Raw genomic sequence first — 26,083 nt, forward strand, 5'->3', positions numbered from 1 at the left:
CCGGTCGCCGTCCGCCCGCTCCTGTGGACGACGGCCGGCGCTGTCGGTGCGCCCCGTTAGCCTCTCTTGGGTGACCGCACGCCTCACCGACCCCGAGCAGCTCAAGGAGCTGCTCGGCATCCCGTTCACCCCGGAGCAGACCGCCTGCATCGTCGCGCCGCCCGCCCCGCAGGTCATCGTGGCCGGCGCCGGCTCCGGCAAGACGACGGTGATGGCCGCCCGGGTGGTCTGGCTGGTCGGCACCGGGCAGGTCGCCCCCGAGCAGGTCCTCGGCCTCACCTTCACCAACAAGGCCGCCGGCGAACTCGCCGAACGGGTCCGCACCGCCCTCGTCCGCGCCGGCGTCACCGACCCCGACGTCATCGACCCCGACAACCCGCCGGGCGAGCCCCGCATCTCCACCTACCACGCCTTCGCCGGACAGCTCCTCACCGACCACGGCCTGCGCATCGGCCTGGAGCCCACCGCCCGGCTGCTCGCCGACGCCACCCGCTACCAGCTCGCCGCCCGCGTCCTGCGCGAGGCCCCCGGCCCGTACCCCGCCCTCACCAAGTCCTTCCCGACGCTCGTCGCCGACCTCCTGGCCCTCGACGCCGAACTCTCCGAGCACCTGGTCCGCCCCGCCGACCTCCTCGCGCACGACACCGCCCTCCTGCGCACCCTGGAGTCCGCCAGGCTCAGCAACGCCGATCTGCGCAAGGTCCCCGAGGCCGCCGCCGCCCGCCGCGAACTGCTCGACCTCGTGATCCGCTACCGCGCCGCCAAGCGCTCCCGCGATCTGCTCGACTTCGGCGACCAGATCGCGCTCTCCGCCGAGATCGCCACCACCCGCCCCGAGGTCGGCGCACTGCTCCGCGAGGAGTTCCGGGTCGTGCTGCTCGACGAGTACCAGGACACCTCCGTCGCCCAGCGGCTGCTGCTCTCGGGCCTCTTCGGCGGAGGCACCGGCCACGCCGTCACCGCCGTCGGCGATCCCTGCCAGGCGATCTACGGCTGGCGCGGCGCCTCCGTCGCCAACCTCGACGACTTCCCCGAGCACTTCCCGTACGCCGACGGCGCCCCCGCCACCCGCTTCGCGCTCAGCGAGAACCGGCGCAGCGGCGGCCGCCTCCTCGACCTCGCCAACGGCCTCGCCGCCCCGCTGCGCGCCATGCACGAAGGCGTCGAGGCCCTGCGCCCCGCCCCCGGCGCGGAGCGGGACGGCACGGTGCGGATCGCGCTGCTGGAGACCCACGCCGAGGAACTCGCCTGGCTGGCCGACTCGATCGCCCACCTCGTCCGCACCGGCCGCGAACCCGGCGAGATCGCCGTCCTGTGCCGCACCGCCACCGACTTCCCGGCCATCCAGGCCGCACTCGTCGACCGCGACGTCCCCGTGGAGGTCGTCGGCCTGTCCGGGCTGCTGCACCTGCCCGAGGTCGCCGACCTCGTCGCCGTCTGTGAGGTCCTCCAGGACCCCGGCGCCAACGCGTCCCTGGTCCGGCTGCTCACCGGCCCGCGCTGGCGCATCGGCCCCCGCGACCTCGCCCTGCTCGGCCGCCGCGCCCGGCTCCTCGTCCACCGCGCGGCCGACGACTCCGACGACGCGGACGAGCGCCTGGCGGCCGCGGTGGAGGGCGTCGACCCGGCCGAGGTGATCTCCCTCGCCGACGCGCTCGACACCTTCCTCGACTCCGGCGGCGAGGACGACGGACTGCCGTTCTCGTCCGAGGCACGGGTACGGTTCGCCCGCCTCGCGGCCGAACTGCGCGCCCTGCGCATGACGCTCGCCGACCCGCTCATGGACGTCCTGCACCGCGTCCTCGCCACCACAGGCCTGGAGGTCGAACTCTCCGCCTCCCCGCACGCCCTGGCCGCCCGCCGCCGCGAGACCCTCTCCAACTTCCTCGACATCGCCGCCGGCTTCGCCTCCCTCGACGGCGAGGCCACGCTCCTGGCCTTCCTCGGCTTCCTGCGCACCGCCGCGCAGTACGAGAAGGGCCTGGACAACGCGCTGCCCGGCGGCGAGAACACCGTCAAGGTGCTGACCGCGCACAAGTCCAAGGGCCTGGAGTGGGACGTCGTGGCCGTACCCGGCCTCGTCGCCTCCCAGTTCCCGAGCAGCAGGGCCCGCGAGGCCTGGACCGCGCAGCCGCAGGTGCTCCCGCACGCCCTGCGCGGCGACGCGGCGACGCTCCCGGCGATAGAGGAGTGGGACGCGGCCTCCCTGAAGGGCTTCAAGGAGGAGCTGCGCGAGCACCAGCACACGGAGGAGCTCCGCCTCGGGTACGTGACGTTCACCCGCCCCCGCTCGCTGCTGCTCGGCTCCGCCCACTGGTGGGGCCCGTCCCAGAAGCGCCCCCGGGGCCCGTCCGCGTTCCTCCAGGCCCTGTACGACCACTGCGCGGCCGGCCACGGCGAGATCGAGGCGTGGGCGGACGAACCGGAGAAGGACGCGGAGAACCCGACTCTGCAAGAGACTCAGACGGACCAGGCGTGGCCCCTGCCCCTGGACGAGCACAGCCTGCAGCGCAGAAGGGCCGCGGCGCAGAGGGTCCTCACCCGGCTGTGGGCATGCGTTCCGCAGGGCGACGGGGGTGGGCACACCCCCCCGACCGCGGCTCCCGACCCGCAGGACCCCGCCCCCGAGGAACCCCCGTACGACCCGTACTGGGACGACGAACCCCCGCCGGAGGACCTGGACGAGATCCCCGCCCAGAGGACGCCGGAACCGACCCTCACCCCCGAGGAGTCGCGAGCCGTCGCCTCCTGGGACCGCGACCTCACCGTCCTCGCGGAGGAACTGCGCCGCACCCGCTCCCGCACCAGAGACGTCCTCCTCCCCACCTACCTGACGACCTCCCAGGTCATGCGTCTCGCCGACGACCCCGACGGCTTCGCGCAGGAGCTCGCGCGCCCCATGCCGAAGCCCCCGCAGCCCGCGGCCCGCCGCGGCACGAGGTTCCACGCGTGGGTGGAGGCACAGTTCGAGGAGCTGCCGCTGCCCATGCTCGGCCCGGACGAGCTCCCCGGCGGCGAGGTGTTCGCCGACGAACCCGAGATCGTCGACGAGCGGGACCTCGCCGCGCTCAAGGACGCCTTCGTGCTCACCCCGTACGCCCACCGCACCCCGTACCGCGTCGAGGCGCCCGTCCAGCTGACCCTCGCGGGCCGGGTGGTGCGCGGCAGGATCGACGCCGTGTACCGGGACGAGGAGACGGGCGCGTACGAGATCGTCGACTGGAAGACCAGCCGCCTCCGCGCCGCCGACCCCCTCCAGCTCGCGATCTACCGACTCGCCTGGGCCGAGCAGCACGGCCTCGCCCCGGAGGAGGTCGCCGCCGCGTTCGTGTACGTACGGACCGGCGAGGTCTCCCGCCCCCCGGACCTGCCCGGCCGCGCGGAGCTGGAGGCGCTGCTCCGCGGCGAGGCGGCCCCGGACGGCCCGGCCCCCGGCGACGGATAGGCTCAGAAGCATGAGCGAGACCCCGGACAGCGCCGTCCACCCCGTACCTCCGCACGCCGTCGAGACCGTCCGCGCGTACGTCGCGCAGCACCGTGCCGCCTTCCTCGACGACCTCGTCGACTGGCTGCGCATCCCGTCGGTGTCGGCACAGCCGGAGCGCGCCGGGGACGTGCGGCGCAGCGCCGAGTGGCTGTCCGCCGCGCTCACCAAGACCGGTTTCCCGGCCGTCGAGGTCTGGGAGACCGCCGGCGCCCCGGCCGTCTTCGCCGAGTGGCCGTCCGACGACCCGGACGCGCCGACCGTGCTCGTCTACGGTCACCACGACGTCCAGCCCGCCGCCCGCGAGGACGGCTGGCACACCGAGCCCTTCGAGCCGGCGGTCGTGGACGGCCGCATGTACGCCCGCGGCGCGGCCGACGACAAGGGCCAGGTCTTCTTCCACACGCTGGGCGTCCGCGCCCATCTCGCCGCCACCGGCCGCACCGCCCCCGCCGTCACCCTCAAGCTGCTGATCGAGGGCGAGGAGGAGTCCGGCTCCCCGCACTTCCGGGAGCTCGTCGTGGCGCACGCCGGGCGGCTGGCCGCCGACGCGGTGATCGTCTCCGACACCGGCATGTGGTCCGAGGACACCCCGACCGTCTGCACCGGCATGCGCGGCGTCGCCGACTGCGAGCTCGCGCTGTACGGCCCCGACCAGGACATCCACTCCGGCTCGTTCGGCGGCGCGGTGCCGAACCCGGCCACGGTCGCCGGCCGGATCGTCGCCGCCCTGCACGACGCCGACGAGCGGGTCGCGATCCCCGGCTTCTACGACGGCGTCACCGAGCTGTCCGGCGCCGAGCGGGAGCTGATCGCCGAACTGCCCTTCGACGAGGCCGCGTGGCTGCGCACCGCGAAGTCGCACGGCACGCTCGGCGAGGCCGGGTACTCGACCCTGGAGCGCGTCTGGGCCCGGCCGACCGCCGAGGTCAACGGCATCGGCGGCGGCTACCAGGGCCCCGGCGGCAAGACGATCGTCCCCTCCGCCGCCCAGCTGAAGCTGTCCTTCCGGCTGGTCGCCGGCCAGGACCCGGCGCGGATCGAGCGGTCCGTACGCGACTGGCTGGCCGGGCTGGTGCCCGCCGGCATCCGGTACGAGCTGTCCTTCGGCGCCCCGACCCGGCCCTGCCTCACCCCGCTCGACCATCCGGCGCTGCGCTCGGTGGCCCGCGCGATGAGCGCCGCCTTCGACGGCGCGAAGGTCCGCTACACCCGCGAGGGCGGCTCCGGGCCGGCGGCCGACCTGCAGGACGTGCTGGCCGCTCCCGTACTCTTCCTCGGCGTCTCCGTTCCGTCCGACGGCTGGCACGCGCCGAACGAGAAGGTCGAGCTCGACCTGCTCCTCAAGGGCGTCGAGGCGAGCGCCCACCTGTGGGACGACCTGGCGACCGCCCTGCGCTGAACCGTGAACCGCTGACTGAAACCGTCCATCCGATCCCGGGGGAGCTGGAAGCACCTGTGAGCATCATCAGTAACGCGGCCGGAGACCGTCCCATCAGTCTCACCGCCCCGAGCGGGATCGACCGGGCCGCGCACCACCGGCTCGACGAGGCGTGGCTCGCGGCCGCCTGGAGCCACCCGAAGACCCGGGTCTTCGTCGTCTCCGGCGGTCAGGTGCTGATCGACGACACTCCGGACGGCCGCACCGAGCTGGTCATGACCCCCGCCTTCGAGGCCCCGGTCACCGAGACGCACCGCTACTTCCTCGGCACCGACGAGGAAGGTGTGAGCTACTTCGCGCTGCAGAAGGACGCGCTGCCCGGCCGCATGGACCAGTCCGCCCGCCCCGCCGGGCTGCGGGAGGCCGGGCTGCTGCTCTCGCCGCGCGACGCCGGCCTGATGGTGCACGCGGTCGCCCTGGAGAACTGGCAGCGGATGCACCGCTTCTGCTCCCGCTGCGGCGAGCGCACCGTCATCGCCGCGGCGGGCCATGTCCGCCGCTGCCCGGCCTGCGGTGCGGAGCACTACCCGCGCACCGACCCGGCCGTGATCATGCTGGTCACGGACGAGGAGGATCGCGCGCTGCTCGGCCGGCAGGTCCACTGGCCCGAGGGCCGCTTCTCGACCCTCGCGGGCTTCGTCGAGCCGGGTGAGTCGATCGAGCAGGCCGTGGTCCGCGAGGTCTTCGAGGAGGCAGGTGTCACGATCGGCGAGGTCGAGTACGTCGCCAGCCAGCCGTGGCCGTTCCCGTCCAGCCTGATGCTCGGCTTCGTGGCGCGGGCGACGTCGTCCGAGATCGACGTGGACGGCGAGGAGATCCACGAGGCCCGCTGGTTCTCCCGCGAGGACCTGGCCGCCGCCTTCGCCGCGGGCGAGGTGCTGCCGCCGTACGGGATCTCCATCGCCTCCCGGCTGATCGAGCTCTGGTACGGCAAGCCGCTGCCGAAGCCGGGCGAGATCCCGGCGGCCTGAAACGGAACGAGCCGCGGCTCCCGGCGGATGCCGGAGACCGCGGCTCGCGATGGCCGAAATCAGACGCCGAGCGCCTGCTTCACCTGCGCCAGGCTCGGGTTGGTCATGACGACCTCGTCGCCGCCGGCGGTCGGCAGCACGCGGACGGTCGGGACGGTCTGGTTGCCCCCGTTGGCCTTCTCGACGAACGCGGCCGACTCCGGGTCCTGCTCGATGTTGATCTCCGTGTACGCGATGCCCTCGCGGTCCAGCTGGCCCTTCAGCCGGCGGCAGTAGCCGCACCACTCGGTGCTGTACATCGTCACAGTGCCCTGCATGGCCAGGCGCTCCTCTGTTCGCGGGTGGGTGCCGACAGTAGGGAACGTATGCCGCGGCCCGACCATTCCCCGGCCCCGTTTCTCCGTCAGAACGCTCCCGGTGTTCGTACGACTACCAGGCGCTGCCTGTGGACGACGGCCCGCGCCGGGGGTCCGTAACCTGGCAGCATGGCGGGGTGACAGCAGCAACGCACTCCACTCTCTTCCCGCACGTGCCGGAGTCGGCCGACGCGGTGCTCGACGGGCTCGACCCGGAGCAGCGCGAGGTCGCCACGGCACTGCACGGCCCGGTGTGCGTACTCGCCGGGGCCGGCACGGGCAAGACCCGCGCGATCACCCACCGGATCGCGTACGGGGTGCGGGCGGGCGTCCTCCAGCCCGCCGCCGTGCTGGCCGTCACGTTCACCAACCGGGCCGCGGGCGAGATGCGCGGCCGGCTCCGCCAGCTCGGCGCGGGCGGCGTCCAGGCCCGTACGTTCCACTCGGCGGCCCTGCGGCAGCTCCAGTACTTCTGGCCGAAAGCCGTCGGTGGCGAGCTGCCCCGGCTCGTGGACCGGAAGGTCCAGGTGGTCGCCGAGGCGGCCGCCCGCTGCCGGGTCCGGCTGGACCGGAACGAGCTGCGCGACGTCACCGGCGAGATCGAGTGGGCGAAGGTCACCCAGACCGTGCCGGCCGACTACCCGGCCGCCGTCGCCACGTCGCACCGTGACGCCCCGCGCGACCCGGCCGAGCTCGGCCAGATCTACGCGATGTACGAGCAGCTCAAGCGCGACCGCTCGGTGATCGACTTCGAGGACGTGCTGCTGCTGACCGTCGGCATCCTCCAGGACCGGCACGACATCGCCGACCAGATCCGCCGCCAGTACCAGCACTTCGTCGTGGACGAGTACCAGGACGTCTCCCCGCTGCAGCAGCGCCTGCTCGACCTGTGGCTGGGGGAGCGGGACAACCTGTGCGTGGTCGGCGACGCCAGCCAGACCATCTACTCCTTCACCGGCGCCACCCCCGAGCACCTGCTGAACTTCCGGGTCCGGCACCCGAACGCCACCGTGGTGAAGCTGGTCCGGGACTACCGCTCCACCCCGCAGGTCGTGCACCTGGCGAACGGGGTGCTGAGCCAGGCCCGCGGCCGGGCCGCCGAGCACCGCCTGGAGCTCGTCTCGCAGCGCGAGGCCGGACCGGAGCCGCTCTACGCCGAGTACGCGGACGAGCCCGCCGAGGCCGAGGGCACCGCCCGCCGGATCCGGGACCTGATCGCCGCGGGCGTCCCGGCCGGTGAGATCGCCGTGCTGTACCGGGTCAACGCCCAGTCGGAGGTCTACGAGCAGGCCCTCGCCGACGCCGGGGTGCCGTACCAGCTGCGCGGCGCGGAGCGGTTCTTCGAGCGGCAGGAGGTCCGGGAGGCCGGCATCGCCCTGCGCGGCGCGGCCCGCGCGGGCGGGAACGACTCGCTCCTCGACGGCGCCGACGACCTGCCCGCCCAGGTCCGCGCGGTGCTCTCCACCAAAGGCTGGACGAGCGAGCCGCCGGCCGGCTCCGGCGCGGCCCGCGACCGCTGGGAGTCCCTGGCGGCCCTGGTCCGGCTGTCCGAGGACTTCGCCCGCGCCCGGCCGGGTTCGGGCCTGTCCGACCTGGTGACCGAGCTGGACGAGCGGGCCGCCGCCCAGCACGCCCCGACCGTGCAGGGCGTCACGCTGGCCTCGCTGCACGCCGCCAAGGGCCTGGAGTGGGACGCCGTGTTCCTGGTCGGCCTCACCGAGGGCATGATGCCGATCACCTACGCCAAGACCGACGAGCAGGTCGAGGAGGAGCGCCGCCTGATGTACGTGGGCGTCACCCGCGCCCGGCTGCACCTGTCGCTCTCCTGGTCCCTGTCCCGTTCCCCGGGCGGCCGCCCGTCGCGCCGCCCCACCCGGTTCCTCAACGGGCTGCGGCCCGGCTCCGGCCGGCTCGCCACGGGCTGGAGCGGCGGCGCCGGCGGTATCGAGCGGGGTGCGGGCGGCCCCGGCGGCCGGGACGCCGGGGACGCCGTCGTACGGCGCAGGGACCGCGGCCCCGTCCGCTGCCGGGTCTGCGGCGCCTCGCTCACCGAGGCCGGCGCGATGAAGCTGATGCGGTGCGACGACTGTCCCTCCGACATGGACGAGGGGCTGTACGAGCGGCTGCACGACTGGCGCGCCGGGCAGGCGCGGGAGCTCGGGCAGCCGGCCTGGTGCGTCTTCACCGACAAGACACTGATGGCGATCGCCGAGCGGGTCCCCGGCGACAACCGGGAGTTGGTCGGCATCGCCGGCGTCGGGACCCGCAAGCTGAAGCGGTTCGGGGCCGACGTCCTGGCCATCTGCGCCGGTCAGGAGCCTGAGGGACACGGCGAGGACGCTTGATACAAACTCGTCGAAAAAATAGTTTGCGCACGCCCCGTCAAGCCCCATAGGTTCTTAACCACGGACAGCGGCTTCTCCGAAGCCCTGTCTCCGTGCTGTACTTATCCGAATACATGCGGGACCGGCTCACCCCGATCCCCCGAGACGCCGAGAGGAGGCGATTCCAGTGATCAGCAACATCGACAGCATCATCGTCAGCACCGCCAAAATGACCGATCGCTCGGCCGCCTCCGCCTGCTCGCTCGGCCTCTCCGGCTCGGCGTTCATCAGCAGCGGTCTGTCCGTCACCGGTCTGTCCGGTGCCGAGGCTGCGCGCCTGGCGTCCCTCCCGACGGCTCTTCCCGTCGTCGAGCGGCGCAATGAGCGACCGACCAAGGCACTGGAAGCAGCCGTAGCAGGCAAGGCCAAGCCGATGGCCTATGGCTTTACGGCGACCGGTGCCGGAACCCAGCAGACGATGACGCACCACCACACGATGTGGGCCTTCCGTGGGCTCGAACCCTGGAGTGATCCAGCCTGATCGACGATCAGGCCGGCGCCTTCAGGGCCGCGGAACCCCACCCGGGATCCGCGGCCCTTCTGTTTGTCCCCGAACGGGGACGACGGACCGAAGGGGCCTCGGGACCAGCAGAACCCGGTACCAGCCGAAACCCCGGTCAACAGGCCGGAACGACCAGACGAGGAAGAACACCCGTGCAACTCGAAGCGCACGCCCCGTCCGTACCGCCTTCCGAAACGATCCCCCCGCCCGGCCTCACGGAGGACTCCACCTTGACCCCCCTCACCGCGCTCACCGCGCTCGACGACGCCATCGAGAACCTCGGCGTACCCGTCCCCTGCCGTTCCTACGACCCGGAGGTCTTCTTCGCGGAGTCCCCGGCGGACGTCGAGTACGCCAAGTCCCTCTGCCGCACCTGCCCGCTGATGGCGGCCTGCCTCGAGGGTGCCAAGGAGCGGCGTGAGCCCTGGGGCGTCTGGGGTGGCGAGCTGTTCGTGCAGGGCGTCGTCGTCGCCCGCAAGCGGCCGCGTGGCCGCCCGCGCAAGAACCCGGTCGCGGCATGAACATCACCGGAACCATCGACGCACCCCTCACGCACGATCCCCAGAAGCTGGCCCCGATGACCTCTTCCACCAGCGAGCCCTCCGGCTCCGCGACCCCCGACGTTTCCACCACCGGCGCGAACGCCTCGCGTCAGAACAGGACCCGTGAGATGCAACTCATCCCCGAAGCCTTGGCCCGTGCGCATATGCACGAGCGCCGACGGGAGGCCGACTCGGAGCGCCAGGCCGTGCGTCTGGTGACCGCCCGGCGCATGCAGCGCCGTGCCGAGCGAGTCTCCCTGCGCGCCCGCCGCGCCCTGGCCATGGCCGTGATGCACTGAGGCTCCACCAGCCTCGCCCCGCGGGGGTCGGTCCGAACGGACCGGCCCCCGCGCCGCGTTGCACGCGCCCGCCGCACCCCGGCGGGGTTATCGTCTGCAGAGTGCGGAACAGCGATTCCGGGCGGGAACCCCGGACCTCCGAGGAGAGCTTCGTGTGCGCCCGCTGCGGCGCGGTGGCCGACAGTCTGCCCGTGACCTGGACCTGCTCGGTCGAGAACGGCAGCCGCCGCTACTTCTGCGAGTCCTGCGCGCGCGAGAACATCAGATCCATCGAGGGCAGACTCGACTCGTCCTGGTGGTGAGCCGGCCGATCGACCCGTGGGTCTCCCGGCCGGCGGTGACGTCGCTCACTCCTCCTCGACGAACCCGGGCAGCCACTCCTCCAGTTCCTCCCGCAGCCGCACCGTCGCGTTCAGCTGGCACAGCACGCCGATCGTGCTCAGGGTCACCCGGTGTATCAGCAGGTACGAGGGCGGCAGATTGAGCTTCTTGCCCAACTGGTGCGCGGGGGAGCGGGGATCGGCGATCCGGGCCGCCTGCGTCCGCACCCACTCCCGGGTGAAGTCGAAGGACTCCACCTGCGCCGGCTCGATGATCGGCAGCAGATACTCGAGGACCGCGTCCGGATCGAGATCGACGCTCTCCTTCACGAACCCCTCGGTGCGCAGCAGCTCGTAGACCGTCTCGGCCTCGCCCTCCAGCGTCATCCGCAGACAGGACCCGATCGTCTCCGGCAGCCCGCCCGGCAGCCGGTCCACCGTGCCGAAGTCCAGGACCCCCAGCCGCCAGCTGTCCGGCCTGCCGTCCTCGTCCGCGCCCGGCAGCAGCCGGAAGTTCCCCGGATGGGGGTCCGCGTGCAGCAGCCCCGTCCGCCCCGGCCCGGAGAACAGGAACCGCGCCAGCAGCTGTCCGGCCCGGTCCCGCTGCTCCCGCGAGCCGTCCGCGATCACCTCGGACAGCGGGATCCCGTCGATCCACTCCGTCACGAGCACCTGGTCCGACTGGTGCACCACACCCGGCACCACCACGTCCGGATCGTCCGCGAACTCCTCCGCGTGCGCCCGCTGCGCCTCCGCCTCGAGCCCGTAGTCCAGCTCCTCCGAGATCCGGTCCCGCAGCTCCGTGATCAGCGGCTTGATGTCCATCCCCGGAACCAGCGGCCCCAGCAGCCGGGCGAACCGGCTCAGTTGCGTCAGGTCCGACAGCAGCGCCTCGCCCGCCCCCGGGTACTGCACCTTCACCGCGACCTCGCGGCCGTCCTGCCACACCGCCCGGTGCACCTGGCCGATCGACGCCGCCGCGGCCGGCTTGTCCTCGAACTCCAGGAACAACTCCCGCCAGTCCTCGCCCAGCCGCTCCGCCAGTACCGTGTGCACCGTCCGCGTCGGCATCGGCGGCGCCGCGTCCTGCAGCTTCGTCAGCGCCGCCCGGTACGGCCCGGCCACCTCCTCCGGCAGCGCCGACTCGAAGACGGACAGCGCCTGCCCGAACTTCATGGCCCCGCCCTTGAGCTCGCCCAGGACCTTGAACAGCTGCTCCGCCGTGCGCTGTTGCAGCTCCCGGGCCACGATCTCGGCCGACTTCCCGCCGATCCGCTTGCCCAGGCCCCACGTCGCCCGGCCGGCGATGCCCAGTGGCAGCGCGGCCAACTTCGCGGTCCGGGTGACCGCCTTCCGGGGAAGATCAGACATACGCCCTCCAAATACCGGACTGCCGCTCCGAGGGTGGCCGTTACCCCGCCATTGTGTCCTGCACCCTCCGCGGCCCGGAGGGGCGCTCCCCCACTCCGTCCCCTTCTCTGTTGTCTGCGGCGCCGCACGGACACCCCGGAGCGGGCTCGAACCGCTCGACACGCCACTCGAGCAGCGGCATCGACACCTCCCACCGTGCCCCCGTGCACGCCGGCAGCTCCCCGTCGAGGAACGCCAGCGCATGAGCCGCCGTCAGCCCGGCGACAGCCGCCGCCAGCGAGGTGTCGCAGGCCGGCGCCGGATCCGGCGCGCCGGACCGCCACTGCGCCAGCATCCTCGGCCACACCGGCTCCCGGTCCGTCCGCTCCCGCAGCAGACACTCCGCACAGGCCGTCCCGCCCGGCAGCACCAGCGGCCCCACCACCCCGGTCGCCTCGACCACCCCCGCGTACAGGTGCGGCACACCCCCGGCGATCCACGGCGCGGCCGGCACCGGATCCGGGACGTACGCCCCCAGTCCGTCCCGCGGCGTCACCACCACCAGAGCCGGCCCCGGATCGCCGCCGCCCGGGCCCCCGGCCTGCCGCGGCGGCCGGCCGCCCGGCGCCGACCGCCCCACGAGCCGCCCGGCCGCCACCGCCCGCCGCTCGCCCACGGCCTCGGCCGGCAGCCCGCCCGGCGACACCTCCCACGGCTGAACCGACCCCGAGTCAAGGACCTCCACCCGCCCCACTCCGGAGGCCGAGAGCAGCGCCGCGACCGCCGCGCCCACCCGGCCCGCGCCCCGCACCTGCACCCGCAGCGCCGCCCGCGCGCCCATCCGCCGCACCGGCCCGTCCGGTTCCCGCTCGACCACCGACAGCGCCGCCAGGTCGGCGCGCAGCGGATCCTGGGCGCCGGCGGCGTGCCGCGACGCTCCGGCCGTCCGAGGCCGCGCCCCGTCCGCATCGACGATCAGCCCGGCGTCCGCGAGCCGCGCGACCATCCGGTCGACCAGACCGTCCGGCAGGCCCAGCGCCTTCGCCTCCGCCCGCAGCAGCTCCTGCCCGCGCGTCCCGTCCATCCGCGCGATCAGCGTGCCCGCCGTCAGTCCCACCGGACCCACCACCACCGCGTGCGCGGACGTGGCACCGAACTGCACGAACTGAAGATCCCTCCAGGCGCGCCGCAGCGCCGGTTTCACCATCGGATTCATCCGACACCCCCCATTCCCCGCCCGTGACTTCCCGGGCGATCCCCGTCGACCTGCTGTGAGAATGCCCGCTCGCGAGACCCGTCCTCCGAAGTCGTCCACAGGGGAGGGGTATTAGTACTTCAAATGGTGCACGGCGCTGCCGGATCGCCCCGGAAACGGCCCCGGAGGCGGGACTTCCCACGCTGACAGCGGGTAACGTCGGGGCCGTGCCCGCCGACCCTCAGCGCAGCGTGACAAGCAAGCCGCCCCGCGGTTCGGGAACGAGCGCGGTCGAGGTCCGCAGAAGCTCACGGCGGAGCAGAACCGTCTCCGCCTACCGTGAGGGCGACCGCACCATCGTGCTCATCCCCGCCCGGATGTCGGAGGCGGAGGAGCGACGCTGGGTCACCGTGATGCTCGACAAGCTCGCCGCACAGGAGAGCCGCAGCATCCTCGGCGACACCGAACTCGCCGAGCGCGCCGAGCGGCTGTCCGCCCAGTACTTCGACGGCCGGGCCCGCCCCACCTCGGTGCGCTGGGTGACCAACCAGAACACCCGCTGGGGCTCCTGCACCCCGGCCGAGGGCAGCATCCGTCTCTCCCACCGGCTCCAGGGCATGCCCGAGTACGTCGTCGACTACGTCCTCGTCCACGAGCTCGCCCACCTGCTGGTGCCCGGGCACGGCCCGCGCTTCTGGCGGCTCCTGGAGGCGTACCCGAAGACCGAGCGGGCCCGCGGCTATCTCGAGGGCGTGGTCGCCGCCGAACGTCTGCCGCACCTGCCCGCCGCACGCGAGGAGTGACGGCCGGAGCACCGTCCGGCCTTTCCGTTCGCCAATCGTGTACCGAAACCGTCGCGGCTTGGCTCAATGTCGTGTGCAGCAGTTAGCCTGACGCGACGCATTCGGATATCGGGATGGGGGACGGTCGTTACGCATGGCCAGGGAATTCCAACGCGGCCACAAGGCCAAGATCAGTGATCTGACACCGGGAACCGATCTGTACGTGGGCGTGCAGATCGCCGCGCCCGGGCTGACCTTCGACATCAGCTGCTTCGGTCTCGACGCCGACGAGCGGCTCTCGGACGACCGGTACTTCATCTTCTTCAACCAGCCGAAGTCGCCGGAGGAGTCCATCCAGCTGCTGGGCGCGCAGGCGGGCGACACCGAGGCCTTCCGCGTCACGCTGGACCGCCTTCCGGCGAACATCCACAAGCTGTCGTTCACCGCGACGCTCGACGGCGCCGGCCAGATGAGCCAGATCGGCCCCGGCTACATCCGGATCGTCGCCGGCGGCGACGAGGTCGCCCGGTACGCCTTCGACGGCTCGGAGTTCTCCACCGAGCGGGCCGTGATGCTCGGTGACTTCTACCTGAAGGACGTGTGGCGGTTCGCCGCCGTCGGGCAGGGCTTCGACGGCGGACTCGAGGCGCTGCTGAAGAACTTCGGCGGCGAGGTCGCCGAGGAGCAGCCCGCCGCCCAGCAGGCCCCGGCAGCGGCCCCCGGCTTCGCCCCGCCACAGGGAGCCGCGCCCGCCGCGCCGCCCGCGTTCGGCGCCCCGGCGGCCCCGCCGGCACCGGCCGCGCCCCAGGTCCCGCAGCCCGCACCGGCCTTCGGCGCCCCGGCGGCCCCCCAGCCGCCCGCGCCGCCGGTCCAGCCGGTCCACGCGCAGCCGACCGTCGTGGCCCCCGTCGCGCCCCCGGCCCCCGCTCCGGCGCCGGCCGCCCCGGGCCCGTACGGCCAGCCGCCGCAGGCACCGCAGCCGTACGGTCAGGTCCCGGGTCAGGTCCCCGGCCAGATCCCGGGTCAGGCTCCGTACGGTCAGCCGCAGTACGGCCAGCAGCCCGGAATGCCGCAGCCCGGAATGCCCGGTGTACCCGGTGCCCCCGGAATGCCCCAGCCCGGAATGACCGGCGCGCCCGGCATGGGCGTCCCCGCCGCCTCCGGCCCCGGCCTCGCCGCCGCGCTCGCCCCGTACCGCGAGGCCGCGACCGGCGCCCGCTGGACCCCGCAGAACCAGCAGCTCATGCGGGTCGACCTGCAGATGGGCGGCAACGCCGTCCTCGCCCGCCAGGGCAGCATGGTCATGTACCAGGGCAAGGTCGACTTCGCCTACAAGAGCGCCGGCTTCGCCGGCCGCATCGTCGGCAACGCCACCGGCCAGGAGATGCAGCTGATGCGCTGTACCGGCCGTGGCCAGGTCTTCCTCGCCGAGAACGGCGCGCACCTGCACCCGATCGAGCTCCAGGGCGACGGCATCTGCGTCTCCGCCGAGAACGTCCTCGCGTTCGACGAGTCCCTGCAGCACGAGGTCCGCCGCATCGAGGGCCACGGCATCCCCGGCGGCGCCCTGTTCACCATGCAGTTCCAGGGCACCGGCACGGTCATCGTGAAGACCCACGGCATCCCCGTGGTGCTGCCCGTCACGCCGACCACCTTCGCCGACTGCAACGCCGTCGTCGCCTGGTCGTCCGCGTCCCAGGTGATCCTCTCCAGCCAGGTCCGGCTGCGCCGCAACGCGTACCCGGGTCACAGCGGCGAGACGGTGAACCTCCAGTTCCGGGGTGCCCCCGGCAACTTCATCGTCGTCCAGCCGTACGAGGTCTGAGGGAGCCCGAACCGATGAACCAGCAACTCGCGGGCTTCGCCCCGACCCCGATCGCGGCCCGGATGGAGAACCACGGCCGCACCATGCTCAAGGTCGCCATGGCCAGCGGCCAGGACCTGTACGCGCGCACCGGCTCGATGGTCGCCTACGAAGGCTTCATCACCTACGAGCCCAACCCGCCGGCCCTGCGCCAGGTCGCCCAGGCGTGGGCCACCGGCGAGGGCGCGCCGGTCATGAAGTGCTCCGGCGACGGACTGCTCTACCTGGCCGACTACGGCGCCGACGTCGTCGTGATCAACCTCCAGAACGACTCGCTCTCCGTCAACGGCACCAACGTCCTCGCCTTCGACGCCCACCTCCAGTGGGGCGTGGAGCGGGTCAAGGGCCTGGCGAAGTTCGCCGGCCAGGGCCTGTTCAACGTCGAGATCGCCGGTACCGGCTGGGTCGCCCTGACCTCGCGCGGCACCCCGATCGTCGTCGACTGCGGCCGCGGCGACGACGAGACGTACGTCGACCCCGACGCGCTCGTCGCCTGGTCGCCGAACCTGAAGGTCAAGGGCAAGCGCAGCTTCAAGGCCTCCTCGCTCATCGGGCGGGGCAGCGGCGAGGCGTACCAGATGGCCTTCTCCGGCCAGGGCATCGTCGTCGTACAGCCGAGCGAGGACAGCACCGACCGCCTGCGGGTCCGGGGCTGAGGGGGAGCGAGAACACATCATGCAGAGCCCGCTTTTCAACTACGGCGAGCAGCAGAGCCAGGACCGGTACGTGATGCAGAACCCGCAGCTGCTGCGGGTCGCCCTCAACGGCCAGGACGACATCCTGGCCCGCAAGGGCGCCATGGTCGCGTACCAGGGCCTGGTCGACTTCGACGGCGAGTACCAGACCCCGAACCAGCGGCGGGCGCGCGCCCGCACCGGTGAGGGCCTGGACCTCATGCGCTGCTCCGGCCAGGGCACGGTCTACTTCGCCAACCTGGCCCAGTACGTGCACGTGGTGGACGTCGACCAGGAGGGCATGACCGTCGACAGCGCCTATGTCCTGGCGCTGGACTCGACGCTGCACACCGAGGTCATCGCCGTGGACAGCCAGTACGGCATCTCCGGCTCCGGCAAGTACCAGCTCAACATCTCCGGCCGCGGCAAGGTCGCCCTGATGACCTCCGGTCAGCCGCTGATGATGCTGGTCACGCCCGACAAGTACGTCAACGTCGACGCGGACGCGATCGTCGCCTGGTCCACCGGGCTGCGGGTGCAGATGCAGTCGCAGACGGTGAACACCAGCGTGATGCGTCGCCGCGGCAACACCGGCGAGGGCTGGGAGCTCAGCTTCCTCGGACAGGGCTACGCCCTGGTCCAGCCCAGCGAGGTCATGCCGCCGCAGAACGCCGCCGTCGGCCAGGGCGTCGCCGCCCAGTTCGGCATGGGCCAGCACGGCTCGCACGGCCAGAACCAGAACAACGCCTGGAACTGACACCGGGACATGCGTAAGGGGCGGTCGCCATGGCGACCGCCCCTTACGCGTGCGCTACAGCCGGGCCAGCGTGGCCTCGAGCAGCCGGACCACCGAGGTGTCCGCCACCGAGGCCACCTCGTCGTACGCGAACCAGCGCAGGTCCAGCGACTCCTCGCTGATCGCCGCCTCCGCGCCCGCCGGGGCCAGCGCGGCGTACTGCACGTCCAGGTGCCAGTGGCAGGGCGCCGGGATCGGGTGCCGGTCCAGGCGCACCGGGCCGCCCCGCAGCAGCGTCAGACCTGCGATCCCGGACTCCTCCGTCGCCTCCCGCAGCGCGGCCGCGGCCAGCGTCGGGTCGCCGGGCTCGCAGTGGCCGCCCATCTGCAGCCACATGTTCAGCTTCTTGTGCAGCGTCAGCAGCACCCGGTCCCGCGCGGGGTCGATCACCAGCGCGCTGCCGGTCAGATGGCCCGCCGTGCAGGGCTTGTACATGCCGTCCGGATGCGCCGCCAGATGGTCCAGGTAGACCTCGCGCAGCTCGGACTGGTCCCCGTACCCCTTGAGTACGAGGACGGCGTCGTCGTACAGACTCACTTGCCCTGGTCGTCCTTGCCCTCGCCGTTGCCCTCGTCCTCGCCCGCACCGTCGCCCGGACCCTCGGCGCGGCCTCCGGCGGCCTCGCCCAGCATCTTGTCGAGCTCCGAGAAGTCGAGCTGCTCGCGGTGCACGAAGCCGTCCGGGTCGTCCAGGTCGGACGCCGTCGGCAGCATGTCCGGGTGGCTCCACAGGTCGTCCCGGCCGTCCACGCCGCGCGCGTCCGTGAGCGAGGCCCACAGCCGCGAGGCGTCCCGCAGCCGGCGCGGACGCAGCTGCAGACCGATCAGCGTGGCGAAGGTCTGCTCGGCCGGACCGCCCGACGCACGGCGCCGGCGCAGCGTCTCGCGCAGCGCGTCCGCCGAGGTCAGCCTGGACTTCGCGGCCTCGTGGACCACCGCGTCCACCCAGCCCTCGACCAGCGCGAGCGCCGTCTCGAGGCGGGCCAGGGCGGCCTTCTGCTCCGGGGTGTCCTCCGGCTGGAACATGCCCTGCTGCAGTGCCTCCTGCAGCTGCTCCGGGTGCGTCGGGTCCAGATTGCCGACCGCGTCCTCCAGCTTGGAGGTGTCGACCTTGATCCCGCGGGCGTAGCCCTCGACCGCGCCGAAGAGGTGCGAGCGCAGCCACGGCACGTGGGCGAAGAGCCGCTGGTGGGCGGCCTCGCGCAGCGCCAGGTACAGCCGCACCTCGTCCATCGGCACGCTCAGGTCCTTGCCGAGCGCCGCCACGTTCAGCGGCAGCAGCGCAGCCTTCCCGGCCGGGCCGAGCGGCAGGCCGATGTCGGTCGAACCGACCACCTCGCCCGCCAGCGCGCCCACGGCCTGCCCGATCTGCTGGCCGAACATCGCGCCGCCCATGGAGCGCATCATGCCGATCAGCGGGCCGGCCATGGCCTGCATCTCCTCGGGCAGCACGTCGCCCATCGCCGTGCCGACCCGCTCGGCGACCGGGTCGACCAGCTGCTGCCAGGCCGGGAGGGTCGCCTCGACCCACTCGGCGCGGCTCCACGCCACAGCGGTGTTCGCGCCGGAGGGCAGCGAGGTCACCTGGTCCAGCCACAGGTCGGCCAGGCGCACGGCCTCCTCGACGGCGGACTTCTCCGACGCGCCGACGCTGGCGTCCTTCACGCCGTCCGGGGTGCCCTGCGCGACCACCTGGCGGGCGATCTGCTTGGCCATGTCCCAGTTCACGGGACCGCCCTCGTAGCTCAGCATCTGGCCGAGCTGCTGGAAGGCCGCCCCCAGGTCGTTGGGGTTCAGGTTGCCGAACATCGCGGCGAACGGATTGTCGCCGCCGCCCGGCAGGCCTCCGAAGCCGAAGGGGTTGCCAGGACCCTGACCACCTCCGGCAGGGTCCTTCTTCTTGCCCTCGTCGCCGTTCTCCGGCTCCTCCGGCGGAAGGCCGAATCCGAATGGGGTGTCACTCACGGGTTTCCTCGGCTCGTAGGGCCGCCGGCTCTCCGCCGGCGGCGACTGCCCGACAACACCACCAAGCCTAGACATCGAGGGCGGACTAGGCCTCAGTGCTTCGCCGTCTCGCCGCCTGCGGCAGGATGGACGCCACCTGGTACGTACGCGTCATTCGCTTGCGTACTGAAGACAACCGCTGGAGACGCCCGGTGAGTTCCCCAGATCCTCAGGTTCGCGGAGCGCGAAACCAATCGACCAGATCCGCCGCGCGCGGGCCCGTCGTCGCGGTCACCGGTGCCGCGACCGGCGTCGGCGACCTTCTGACCAGGCGCCTCGCCGCCTCCGAGGAGGTCAGGCGGGTCGTCGCGATCGACGAGCGGCGCGGCGAGGTGCCCGAGGCGGAGTGGCACATCCTCGACGTGCGGGACCCGGCGATCGCCGAGAAGCTGCGCGGCGCCGACGTCGTCGTGCACCTCGCCGTCGACCTCGACCTGGAGACCGACGCCGCCGCCCGGACCGCGTACAACGTGCGCGGCGCGCAGACCGTCCTCACGGCCTCCGCGGCCGCGGGCGTCCGGCGTGTCGTGCTGTGCACCTCGGCCATGGTCTACGGCGCGCTGCCGGACAACGACATCCCGCTCTCCGAGGACGCCGAGCTGCGCGCCACCGCCGAGGCCACCGGCGTCGGCGACATGCTGGAGATCGAGCGGCTCGGCCGACGGGCGCCGCGCGCCCACCCCGGCCTCAACGTGACCGTGGTCCGGCCCGCCGTCCTGGTCGGCGGCACGGACACCGCCCTGACCCGCTACTTCGAGTCGCCGCGGCTGCTCGTCGTCGCCGGCTCCCGCCCCACCTGGCAGTTCTGCCACGTCGAGGACCTGGTCAGCGCCCTGGAGTACGCGGCCCTGGAGAAGGTCGACGGCGAGTTCGCGGTCGGCTGCGACGGCTGGCTGGAGCAGGAGGAGGTCGAGGAGCTGAGCGGCATCCGGCGCATGGAGCTGCCCTCCGCCGTCGCCCTGGGCGCCGCCGCACGGCTGCACCGCATCGGACTGACCCCGTCCCCGGCGGGCGACCTCGCGTACACGATGCACCCCTGGGTGGTCAGCGTCGGCCGGCTGCACGACGCGGGCTGGCGGCCGCAGTGGACCAACGAGGAGGTGCTCTCGGCGCTCCTGGACGAGGTCCAGGGACGGCACACGGTGGCGGGCCGCCGGCTGGGCCGCAAGGACGCCACGGCGGCCGGAGCGGCGGGCGCGACGGTGGCCCTGCTCGGCACGGCGGCACTGGTGCGGCAGATGCGGAAGCGGCGCGGACTGTAGGACCCTCCTACGGAGGGTCCCGTCCACCGGTCGAACATGCCATTCCGGGATGTCGGTGCCGTACGGCACCATGGGGCCCATGGCACGCACCTTTGACCACCCCGGAGAGCTGGCCGCCAACGATCCGATCAGGCTGCTCGCGATCCGTGAGACCCCGCTCTCCGTCGACGAGGTCTTCCGGGCCGTCGGGGACGACGCGGCCGGCGGCACGGCACTCTTCGTCGGCACGGTGCGCAACCACGACGGCGGGGCGGACGTGGACGCCCTCGGGTACTCCTGCCACCCGTCCGCGGAGGCCGAGCTGCGCCGCGTCGCGGAGAAGGTCGTGGCCGACTACCCGGTCCGTGCCCTGGCGGCGGTCCACCGGGTGGGCGATCTGGAGGTCGGCGATCTCGCGGTCGTCGTCGCGGTCTCCTGCCCGCACCGCGGGGAGGCCTTCGAGGCCTGCCGCAAGCTGATCGACGACCTCAAGCACGAGGTCCCGATCTGGAAGCACCAGAGGTTCTCGGACGGCACCGAGGAGTGGGTCGGCGCCTGTTGAGCCTCGGCCCCCAGCCGGGGGGAGCGTCGGGGTCCGCTAGCGCCCTGTGACTCTTCGTGACCGCGATTCGTGCAGTCCACGGCCTTTCTTCGGTTTGTCCAGCGACGCGCCGACCTCCTGTAGTCGTTCGCCCCGATTTGCGTAACCGCCCCCCTGACCGCAGCGTTGAAGCAGCGGATGGCTAGTCTGCTCAACGATCATCTGCTCAACCATCAATTGCGGTCGCTCATTGGGGATGGGAGGTCGGGATGGCAGCGCTTGCCTGGTTGCTGATTCCGCTTTTCGCAGTCGTCGGCGCGGCGATATGGGCCGGCTGGGTCTCGAGGAACCGCACGATCGGCGACGTCGCCGAACTCGCGGGCTACGCCCGGTTCCGGGACGCCATGGAGCGCCAGCACGCCACCGTCGGTTCCGTTACGGAGCCGCTGGAGACGTCCCCGGCGTCGGCGGCGCCGCTCGCGCACCATACGCAGTAGCCAAGCCCCCGCCCGAGCGGTGCACTGACAGGCTGGTCCCGTACTGTCGTTCCATGCCACGCCGCACCGCGACGATGCTCGCCTCCACCCTGGTCCTCATCTCGCTGCTCTGTGTGGGCGTCATCCTTCCGGTGCCGTACTCCGAGATGAGCCCCGGGCCCACGGTCAACACCCTCGGCGAGGCCGCCGGCGAGCCGGTGCTGCAGATCTCCGGCCGCCGGACCTATCCCACCACCGGTCACCTCAACATGACGACGGTCCGCGTCACCGGGGCGGACTACCGGATGAACCTGGTCGAGGCCGTCTACGGCTGGCTGGCGCACGACAACGTGGTGGTCCCGCACGACACCCTCTACCCGGACGGCAAGACCGAGGAGGAGTCGAGCCAGGAGAACGCCGAGGAGTTCAGCCAGTCGCAGGAGAGCGCCAAGGTCGCCGCGCTCGGCGAGCTGGACATCCCGGTCACCTCCCGGGTCGTCGTCGCCACCGTGGTCAAGGGCAGCCCCGCCGAGGGCCGGCTGCACGCCGGCGACGTGATCCGCTCGGTCGACGGGGCAGAGGTCAAGGAGCCCGGCGACGTCGCCGCGCAGGTCACCAAGCGGAAGCCCGGCGAGAAGGTCGTGTTCACGATCGTCCCCGCCAAGGAGGCGGCCGCCGCGGAGAAGGCCGGCAAGGAGCCGACCGTCACCCAGAAGGTCGTCATCACCACGGCGAAGGCGAAGGACGACGACCGGGCCATCGTCGGCATCCAGGCCGGCACCGACCACGTCTTCCCGTTCACCATCGACATCAAGCTGGCGGACGTCGGCGGCCCCAGCGCCGGCCTGATGTTTGCGCTCGGCATCGTCGACAAGCTCACCCCGGGCAGCCTCACCGACGGCCGGTTCGTCGCCGGCACCGGCACCATCGACGACAAGGGCAAGGTCGGCCCGATCGGCGGCATCGAGATGAAGCTGGTCGGCGCGCGGAACGCCGGGGCGCAGTACTTCCTCACCCCGGCCGAGAACTGCGCGGCCGCCGCCTCCGACACCCCGGACGGGCTCACCCTGATCAAGGTCGACACCATCGCCGACGCCACGAAGTCGCTGGAGAAGATCACCAAGGGCGACGTCAAGGGCCTGCCCGCCTGCGCCAAGGGCTGACCGGGCGCAGGCGGACCGTACGGGACCCGTACGCGAGGGCCTCAGGACTCGAAGGTCGCCGCCAGCGCGTCCGCCAGGCCCGGCACCAGGTCGGGCCCGGTCAGCACCTCGGTGGGGGAGTCCTTCTCGCGCAGCCGCACCGCGGACTCGCGCGCCCCGTCGCGCAGCACCGCGACCGTCATGCGGACCTCCTGCCGGTCCGGGTGCTTCGCCACCCACTTCGCCAGCGCGGCCTCGCTCAGCCCCTCCGGCACGGACGTCTCCGCCGACGGCGGCAGCATCAGCCGCTCCACGGTCAGGGCGCAGCCGGCCACCGCGTCCGGCCAGGCGATCGTGCCGAGGAACTCGTCGAGGGGCTTGCCGCGCGGCAGCTCCTCCTGCTCGATCGGGGTGTACTGGGCGGCGTTCTCGTCGCCCGCCAGGCCCAGCTGGGAGGCCAGACCGGGCTCCTGGGCGCGCAGCCGGGCGGTGTCGACGAGGGCGAACAGACGGGCCGGCCGGTCCCAGCCGAGACCCGAGGCGTACTCGTCGATCTCGAGCACGGCGCGGGTGAGGGGGCTCGCGGCCATCGGCGGGCCGGAGGGGGAAACGTTGGACATGGTGAACATCCTGCCTCCTTCGCCCCCGGAGACGGGAACTAGGTAAAGCCTCAGTAAGTTGCATCAGTGGGCTCTACGATCGCGGGGCCTGCTTTACGACGCATCAACCTCGAGGGGCGCACGTTGGCTTTCCAGATGCCGGACCGTGGCGGGGGCGGCCCGTCCGGGCCAAGGATCAGAGTCGGCCGGCCGTCCCGGCGTGCCCGGACCCTGCTCATGACGCTGGGCGTGCTGGCCGTGCTGGCCATGGCGTTCGTCATGTTCGCCGGGTTCTGGACGGACTGGCTCTGGTACCGCTCGGTCCACTACTCGTCCGTCTTCACCACCACTCTGTGGACCAAGATCGGCCTGTTCGCCGTCTTCGGACTGCTGATGGGCCTGGCCGTCGGGTTCAACATCTGGCTGGCGCACCGGCTGCGGCCGCCGCTGAGCGCGATGTCGATGGAGCAGCAGAGCCTCGACCGGTACCGGATGGGCGTCGCCCCCTTCAAGAAGTGGGTGCTGCTCGCGATCACCGCCCTCGTCGGGCTGATCGCCGGCGCGTCCGCGTCCGGCCAGTGGCGCACCTGGCTCATGTGGGTCAACGGCGTGTCGTTCGGCCAGAAGGACCCCCAGTTCCAGCTGGACGTGTCGTTCTACGCCTTCGACCTGCCCTGGTACCGCTTCCTGCTGGCCTTCGGCTTCGCCGCCACGGTGCTCTCGCTGATCGCCGCCACGGTGACGCACTACCTGTACGGCGGGCTGCGGATCACCAGCCCGGGCGCCCGCGCGACCGCCGCCGCCACCGGCCACCTGTCGGTGCTCCTCGGCGTCTTCGTCTCGCTGAAGGCCGTGGCGTACTGGCTGGACCGGTACGGCCTGGCCGTGAAGTCCAGCGACTTCAAGGCGACGGGCAACTGGACGGGCCTGCGGTACGTCGACGCCAACGCGTACCTGCCGGCCAAGACGATCCTGTTCTGCATCGCCGTCATCTGCGCCGTGCTGTTCTTCGCCACCCTGTGGCGGCGCACCTGGCAGCTCCCGGTGATCGGCTTCGGCCTGATGGTCCTGTCGGCCATCCTGATCGGCGGGCTCTACCCGGCGATCGTGCAGAAGTTCCAGGTCCAGCCGAACGAGCAGGCCAAGGAAGCGCCGTACATCCAGAAGAACATCGACGCCACGCGCAAGGCCTACGACATCGACACGACCACGCTCGAGAACTACTCGGGCAAGTCGACCGTCAAGGACAAGGGCAAGCTGCGGGGCGACGCCGACACGGCGGCCAGCTACCGGCTGGTCGACCCGAACATCGTGTCGCCGACGTTCCAGCAGCTGGAGCAGAAGCGGAAGTACTACCAGTTCCCCACCACGCTGGACGTGGACCGCTACAAGGGCCAGGACACCGTCGTCGGCCTGCGTGAGCTGAACATCAAGGGCATCCCGAAGCGGAACTGGATCAACGACCACTTCACGTACACCCACGGCTACGGCGCGATCATGGCCGCGGGCACGACGACGGACGCCAACGGCTCCCCGGTATTCACCGAGTCCGGCCTGCCGACCACCGGCATGCTCCCCACGTACCAGCAGCGGATCTACTACGGCGAGAAGACCGACCAGTACTCGATCGTGGGCGGCCCGCAGAAGGAGCTGGACTACGAGGAGAACGGCGAGAAGACCACCAGCTACGAAGGCAGGAGCGGAGTCAACCTCTCCAACACCTTCAACCGCGCCGCGTACGCGGTCGCGTTCAGCGAGCCGCAGATCCTGTACTCGGGAGCGATCGGCGAGGGCTCGCGGATCCTGTACAACCGCACGCCCAAGGAGCGCGTCGAGGCGGTCGCCCCGTGGCTGACCATCGACGGCGACGCCTACCCGGTGGTCGTCGACGGCCGGATCCAGTGGATCGTCGACGCGTACACGACGACCAACGGCTACCCGTACGCCTCGCGCACCACCCTGGGCGAGACGACGGCCGACGCGCTGACCGTGGGCAACCAGCAGCGCGCGGTGGTGGCGCAGCAGAACCAGGTCAACTACATCCGCAACTCGGTGAAGGCGACGGTCGACGCGTACGACGGCACCGTCAAGCTCTACCAGTGGGACACCGAGGACCCCGTCCTCAAGACCTGGATGAAGTCGTTCCCCGGCACGGTGGAGAAGAAGTCCTCCATCAAGCCGAGCCTGCTCCAGCACCTGCGCTACCCGCAGGACATGTTCAAGGTCCAGCGCGAGCTGCTGACCCGCTACCACGTGACGAACCCGACGCAGTTCTACAGCGGTTCCGACGCGTGGCAGGTGCCGGACGACCCGACCAACAAGGACGGCAACGCGGTCCCGCCGTACTACCTGAGCGTGAAGATGCCCGGGGACACGGCGCAGAAGTTCTCGCTGACGACCACGTTCACCCCCAACGGCCGGCCCAACCTGGGCGGCTTCATGGCGGTCGACGCGGACGCCGCGAGCAAGGACTACGGCCGGATAAGGCTGCTGCGGGTCACCTCGGACGTCCCCGGACCCCAACAGGTGCAGAACAAGCTGAACAGCCTTCCGTCCGTGGCGACCTTCGTCCGGGACATGAAGGGCGCGGACTCCGACATCCTCTACGGCAACCTGCTCACGGTGCCGCTCGACGGCGGGTTCCTGTACGTGGAGCCGGTGTACGCCCAGGGCCGCAACGCGCAGTACCCGCTGCTGAAGAAGGTCGCGGTCTCGTACGTGGACGCGGACCAGCCCAACGGCGACACGACCAAGGACACCACGGTGTTCGAGGACAACCTCGCCAAGGCGCTCAACGCGGTGTTCGGAGTCGAGGGGACCACCCCGCCGCCGACCACCCCGCCGGGTACGACCACGCCGCCTCCGCCGGCGACGGACGACGCGGCGCTGAAGCAGGCCATCGCCGACGCGCAGAAGGCGTACGACGACGCGCAGGCGGCGCTGGCCAAGCCCCAGCCCGACTGGGTCGCCTACGGCAAGGCCCAGCAGGCCCTGCAGGAGGCGCTGCAGAAGGCGGCGGACGCGAGCGCCAAGCTGAAGGCGGATCAGAAGCCGCCCGCGGCCAAGCCGAGCGGTTCGCCGAGCACGAGCGCGAGCCCCAGCCCCAGCGGCTGATCGACTC

The 26,083-nt window shown here is 72.1% G+C and carries 23 protein-coding genes; 17 read left to right on the forward strand and 6 right to left on the reverse strand.

Features of this window, described 5'->3' with window-relative positions:
* Window positions 1-70: 70 nt before the first annotated feature.
* From ABZO31_RS22210 to nudC, 3 genes are read left to right on the forward strand one after another with little or no spacing between them, the layout of a single operon-like run.
* Window positions 71-3,445 carry a UvrD-helicase domain-containing protein gene (locus tag ABZO31_RS22210; RefSeq protein ID WP_406863012.1) on the forward strand — a complete coding sequence of 1,125 codons (3,375 nt, stop codon included), beginning with the start codon at window positions 71-73 and terminating at the stop codon, window positions 3,443-3,445.
* 10 nt (window positions 3,446-3,455) lie between these two features.
* Window positions 3,456-4,886, forward strand: coding sequence for a dipeptidase (locus tag ABZO31_RS22215; RefSeq protein ID WP_406863013.1), 1,431 nt, complete (start codon window positions 3,456-3,458; stop codon window positions 4,884-4,886).
* 56 nt (window positions 4,887-4,942) lie between these two features.
* A complete protein-coding gene (gene nudC / locus ABZO31_RS22220; RefSeq protein ID WP_406863014.1) occupies window positions 4,943-5,896 on the forward strand; it encodes an NAD(+) diphosphatase in 954 nt (317 codons plus the stop codon).
* A gap of 59 nt (window positions 5,897-5,955) precedes the next feature.
* On the opposite strand, the gene ABZO31_RS22225 is transcribed toward nudC, so the two are convergent.
* The gene (locus tag ABZO31_RS22225) at window positions 5,956-6,213 is read right to left on the reverse strand and encodes a mycoredoxin (protein ID WP_318103188.1); all 258 of its coding nucleotides are present in this window, start codon (window positions 6,211-6,213) and stop codon (window positions 5,956-5,958) included.
* A gap of 176 nt (window positions 6,214-6,389) precedes the next feature.
* On the opposite strand from ABZO31_RS22225, the gene ABZO31_RS22230 reads away from it, so the two are divergent.
* The 5 genes from ABZO31_RS22230 to ABZO31_RS22250 all read left to right on the forward strand — a co-directional run bounded on the left by ABZO31_RS22230 (window position 6,390) and on the right by ABZO31_RS22250 (window position 10,281).
* A complete protein-coding gene (locus ABZO31_RS22230; RefSeq protein ID WP_406863016.1) occupies window positions 6,390-8,597 on the forward strand; it encodes an ATP-dependent DNA helicase UvrD2 in 2,208 nt (735 codons plus the stop codon).
* A 166-nt stretch (window positions 8,598-8,763) separates the two neighbouring features.
* Complete coding sequence (locus ABZO31_RS22235) at window positions 8,764-9,117, forward strand: hypothetical protein (RefSeq protein ID WP_406863017.1); 354 nt, start codon at window positions 8,764-8,766, stop codon at window positions 9,115-9,117.
* A 173-nt stretch (window positions 9,118-9,290) separates the two neighbouring features.
* On the forward strand, window positions 9,291-9,659 hold the full coding sequence (locus ABZO31_RS22240) for a WhiB family transcriptional regulator (RefSeq protein WP_406863018.1): 369 nt from the start codon (window positions 9,291-9,293) through the stop codon (window positions 9,657-9,659).
* Complete coding sequence (locus tag ABZO31_RS22245; RefSeq protein ID WP_406863019.1) at window positions 9,656-9,979, forward strand: hypothetical protein; 324 nt, start codon at window positions 9,656-9,658, stop codon at window positions 9,977-9,979. The genes ABZO31_RS22240 and ABZO31_RS22245 overlap by 4 nt, the downstream gene beginning before the upstream one ends.
* Before the next feature lie 101 nt (window positions 9,980-10,080).
* The gene (locus ABZO31_RS22250; RefSeq protein ID WP_406863020.1) at window positions 10,081-10,281 is read left to right on the forward strand and encodes a hypothetical protein; all 201 of its coding nucleotides are present in this window, start codon (window positions 10,081-10,083) and stop codon (window positions 10,279-10,281) included.
* A gap of 45 nt (window positions 10,282-10,326) precedes the next feature.
* Here ABZO31_RS22250 and ABZO31_RS22255 read toward each other — a convergent pair whose 3' ends face one another.
* Window positions 10,327-11,670 carry an ABC1 kinase family protein gene (locus ABZO31_RS22255; protein ID WP_406863021.1) on the reverse strand — a complete coding sequence of 448 codons (1,344 nt, stop codon included), beginning with the start codon at window positions 11,668-11,670 and terminating at the stop codon, window positions 10,327-10,329.
* Between the two features lie 40 nt (window positions 11,671-11,710).
* Window positions 11,711-12,865, reverse strand: a complete 1,155-nt coding sequence (locus ABZO31_RS22260) for a TOMM precursor leader peptide-binding protein (RefSeq protein WP_406863022.1) — start codon at window positions 12,863-12,865, stop codon at window positions 11,711-11,713.
* Window positions 12,866-13,071: 206 nt separating this feature from the next.
* Between ABZO31_RS22260 and ABZO31_RS22265 the strand changes: the two genes are divergently transcribed.
* The 4 genes from ABZO31_RS22265 to ABZO31_RS22280 all read left to right on the forward strand — a co-directional run bounded on the left by ABZO31_RS22265 (window position 13,072) and on the right by ABZO31_RS22280 (window position 16,921).
* Window positions 13,072-13,647: a M48 family metallopeptidase gene (locus tag ABZO31_RS22265; RefSeq protein WP_406863023.1), complete on the forward strand. Its 576-nt coding sequence runs from the start codon at window positions 13,072-13,074 to the stop codon at window positions 13,645-13,647.
* Between the two features lie 133 nt (window positions 13,648-13,780).
* Window positions 13,781-15,451, forward strand: a complete 1,671-nt coding sequence (locus ABZO31_RS22270; protein ID WP_406863024.1) for a TerD family protein — start codon at window positions 13,781-13,783, stop codon at window positions 15,449-15,451.
* A gap of 14 nt (window positions 15,452-15,465) precedes the next feature.
* Window positions 15,466-16,146, forward strand: coding sequence for an AIM24 family protein (locus ABZO31_RS22275; protein ID WP_406863025.1), 681 nt, complete (start codon window positions 15,466-15,468; stop codon window positions 16,144-16,146).
* Window positions 16,147-16,165: 19 nt separating this feature from the next.
* Window positions 16,166-16,921, forward strand: a complete 756-nt coding sequence (locus ABZO31_RS22280; RefSeq protein WP_406863026.1) for an AIM24 family protein — start codon at window positions 16,166-16,168, stop codon at window positions 16,919-16,921.
* A 54-nt stretch (window positions 16,922-16,975) separates the two neighbouring features.
* On the opposite strand, the gene ABZO31_RS22285 is transcribed toward ABZO31_RS22280, so the two are convergent.
* Complete coding sequence (locus tag ABZO31_RS22285) at window positions 16,976-17,497, reverse strand: NUDIX hydrolase (protein ID WP_406863027.1); 522 nt, start codon at window positions 17,495-17,497, stop codon at window positions 16,976-16,978.
* Window positions 17,494-18,924, reverse strand: coding sequence for a zinc-dependent metalloprotease (locus tag ABZO31_RS22290; RefSeq protein ID WP_406863028.1), 1,431 nt, complete (start codon window positions 18,922-18,924; stop codon window positions 17,494-17,496). The genes ABZO31_RS22285 and ABZO31_RS22290 overlap by 4 nt, the downstream gene beginning before the upstream one ends.
* Window positions 18,925-19,115: 191 nt before the next feature.
* On the opposite strand from ABZO31_RS22290, the gene ABZO31_RS22295 reads away from it, so the two are divergent.
* From ABZO31_RS22295 to ABZO31_RS22310, 4 genes are all read left to right on the forward strand, one after another.
* Window positions 19,116-20,225, forward strand: a complete 1,110-nt coding sequence (locus ABZO31_RS22295) for an SDR family oxidoreductase (RefSeq protein WP_406863029.1) — start codon at window positions 19,116-19,118, stop codon at window positions 20,223-20,225.
* A 79-nt stretch (window positions 20,226-20,304) separates the two neighbouring features.
* Window positions 20,305-20,766, forward strand: coding sequence for a molybdenum cofactor biosynthesis protein MoaE (locus tag ABZO31_RS22300; RefSeq protein WP_406863030.1), 462 nt, complete (start codon window positions 20,305-20,307; stop codon window positions 20,764-20,766).
* A gap of 248 nt (window positions 20,767-21,014) precedes the next feature.
* Window positions 21,015-21,242: a hypothetical protein gene (locus ABZO31_RS22305; RefSeq protein ID WP_406865575.1), complete on the forward strand. Its 228-nt coding sequence runs from the start codon at window positions 21,015-21,017 to the stop codon at window positions 21,240-21,242.
* Between the two features lie 53 nt (window positions 21,243-21,295).
* Window positions 21,296-22,384, forward strand: a complete 1,089-nt coding sequence (locus ABZO31_RS22310; RefSeq protein ID WP_406863031.1) for a PDZ domain-containing protein — start codon at window positions 21,296-21,298, stop codon at window positions 22,382-22,384.
* A 41-nt stretch (window positions 22,385-22,425) separates the two neighbouring features.
* On the opposite strand, the gene ABZO31_RS22315 is transcribed toward ABZO31_RS22310, so the two are convergent.
* Window positions 22,426-22,983 carry a PPA1309 family protein gene (locus tag ABZO31_RS22315; protein ID WP_406863032.1) on the reverse strand — a complete coding sequence of 186 codons (558 nt, stop codon included), beginning with the start codon at window positions 22,981-22,983 and terminating at the stop codon, window positions 22,426-22,428.
* A gap of 135 nt (window positions 22,984-23,118) precedes the next feature.
* Between ABZO31_RS22315 and ABZO31_RS22320 the strand changes: the two genes are divergently transcribed.
* Window positions 23,119-26,076: a UPF0182 family protein gene (locus ABZO31_RS22320; RefSeq protein ID WP_406865431.1), complete on the forward strand. Its 2,958-nt coding sequence runs from the start codon at window positions 23,119-23,121 to the stop codon at window positions 26,074-26,076.
* The last annotated feature ends 7 nt before the right edge of the window (window positions 26,077-26,083 follow it).

This window comes from Streptomyces solicamelliae (assembly GCF_045348655.1).
In the GTDB taxonomy this organism is placed as follows: Bacteria; Actinomycetota; Actinomycetes; order Streptomycetales; family Streptomycetaceae; genus Streptomyces; species Streptomyces solicamelliae.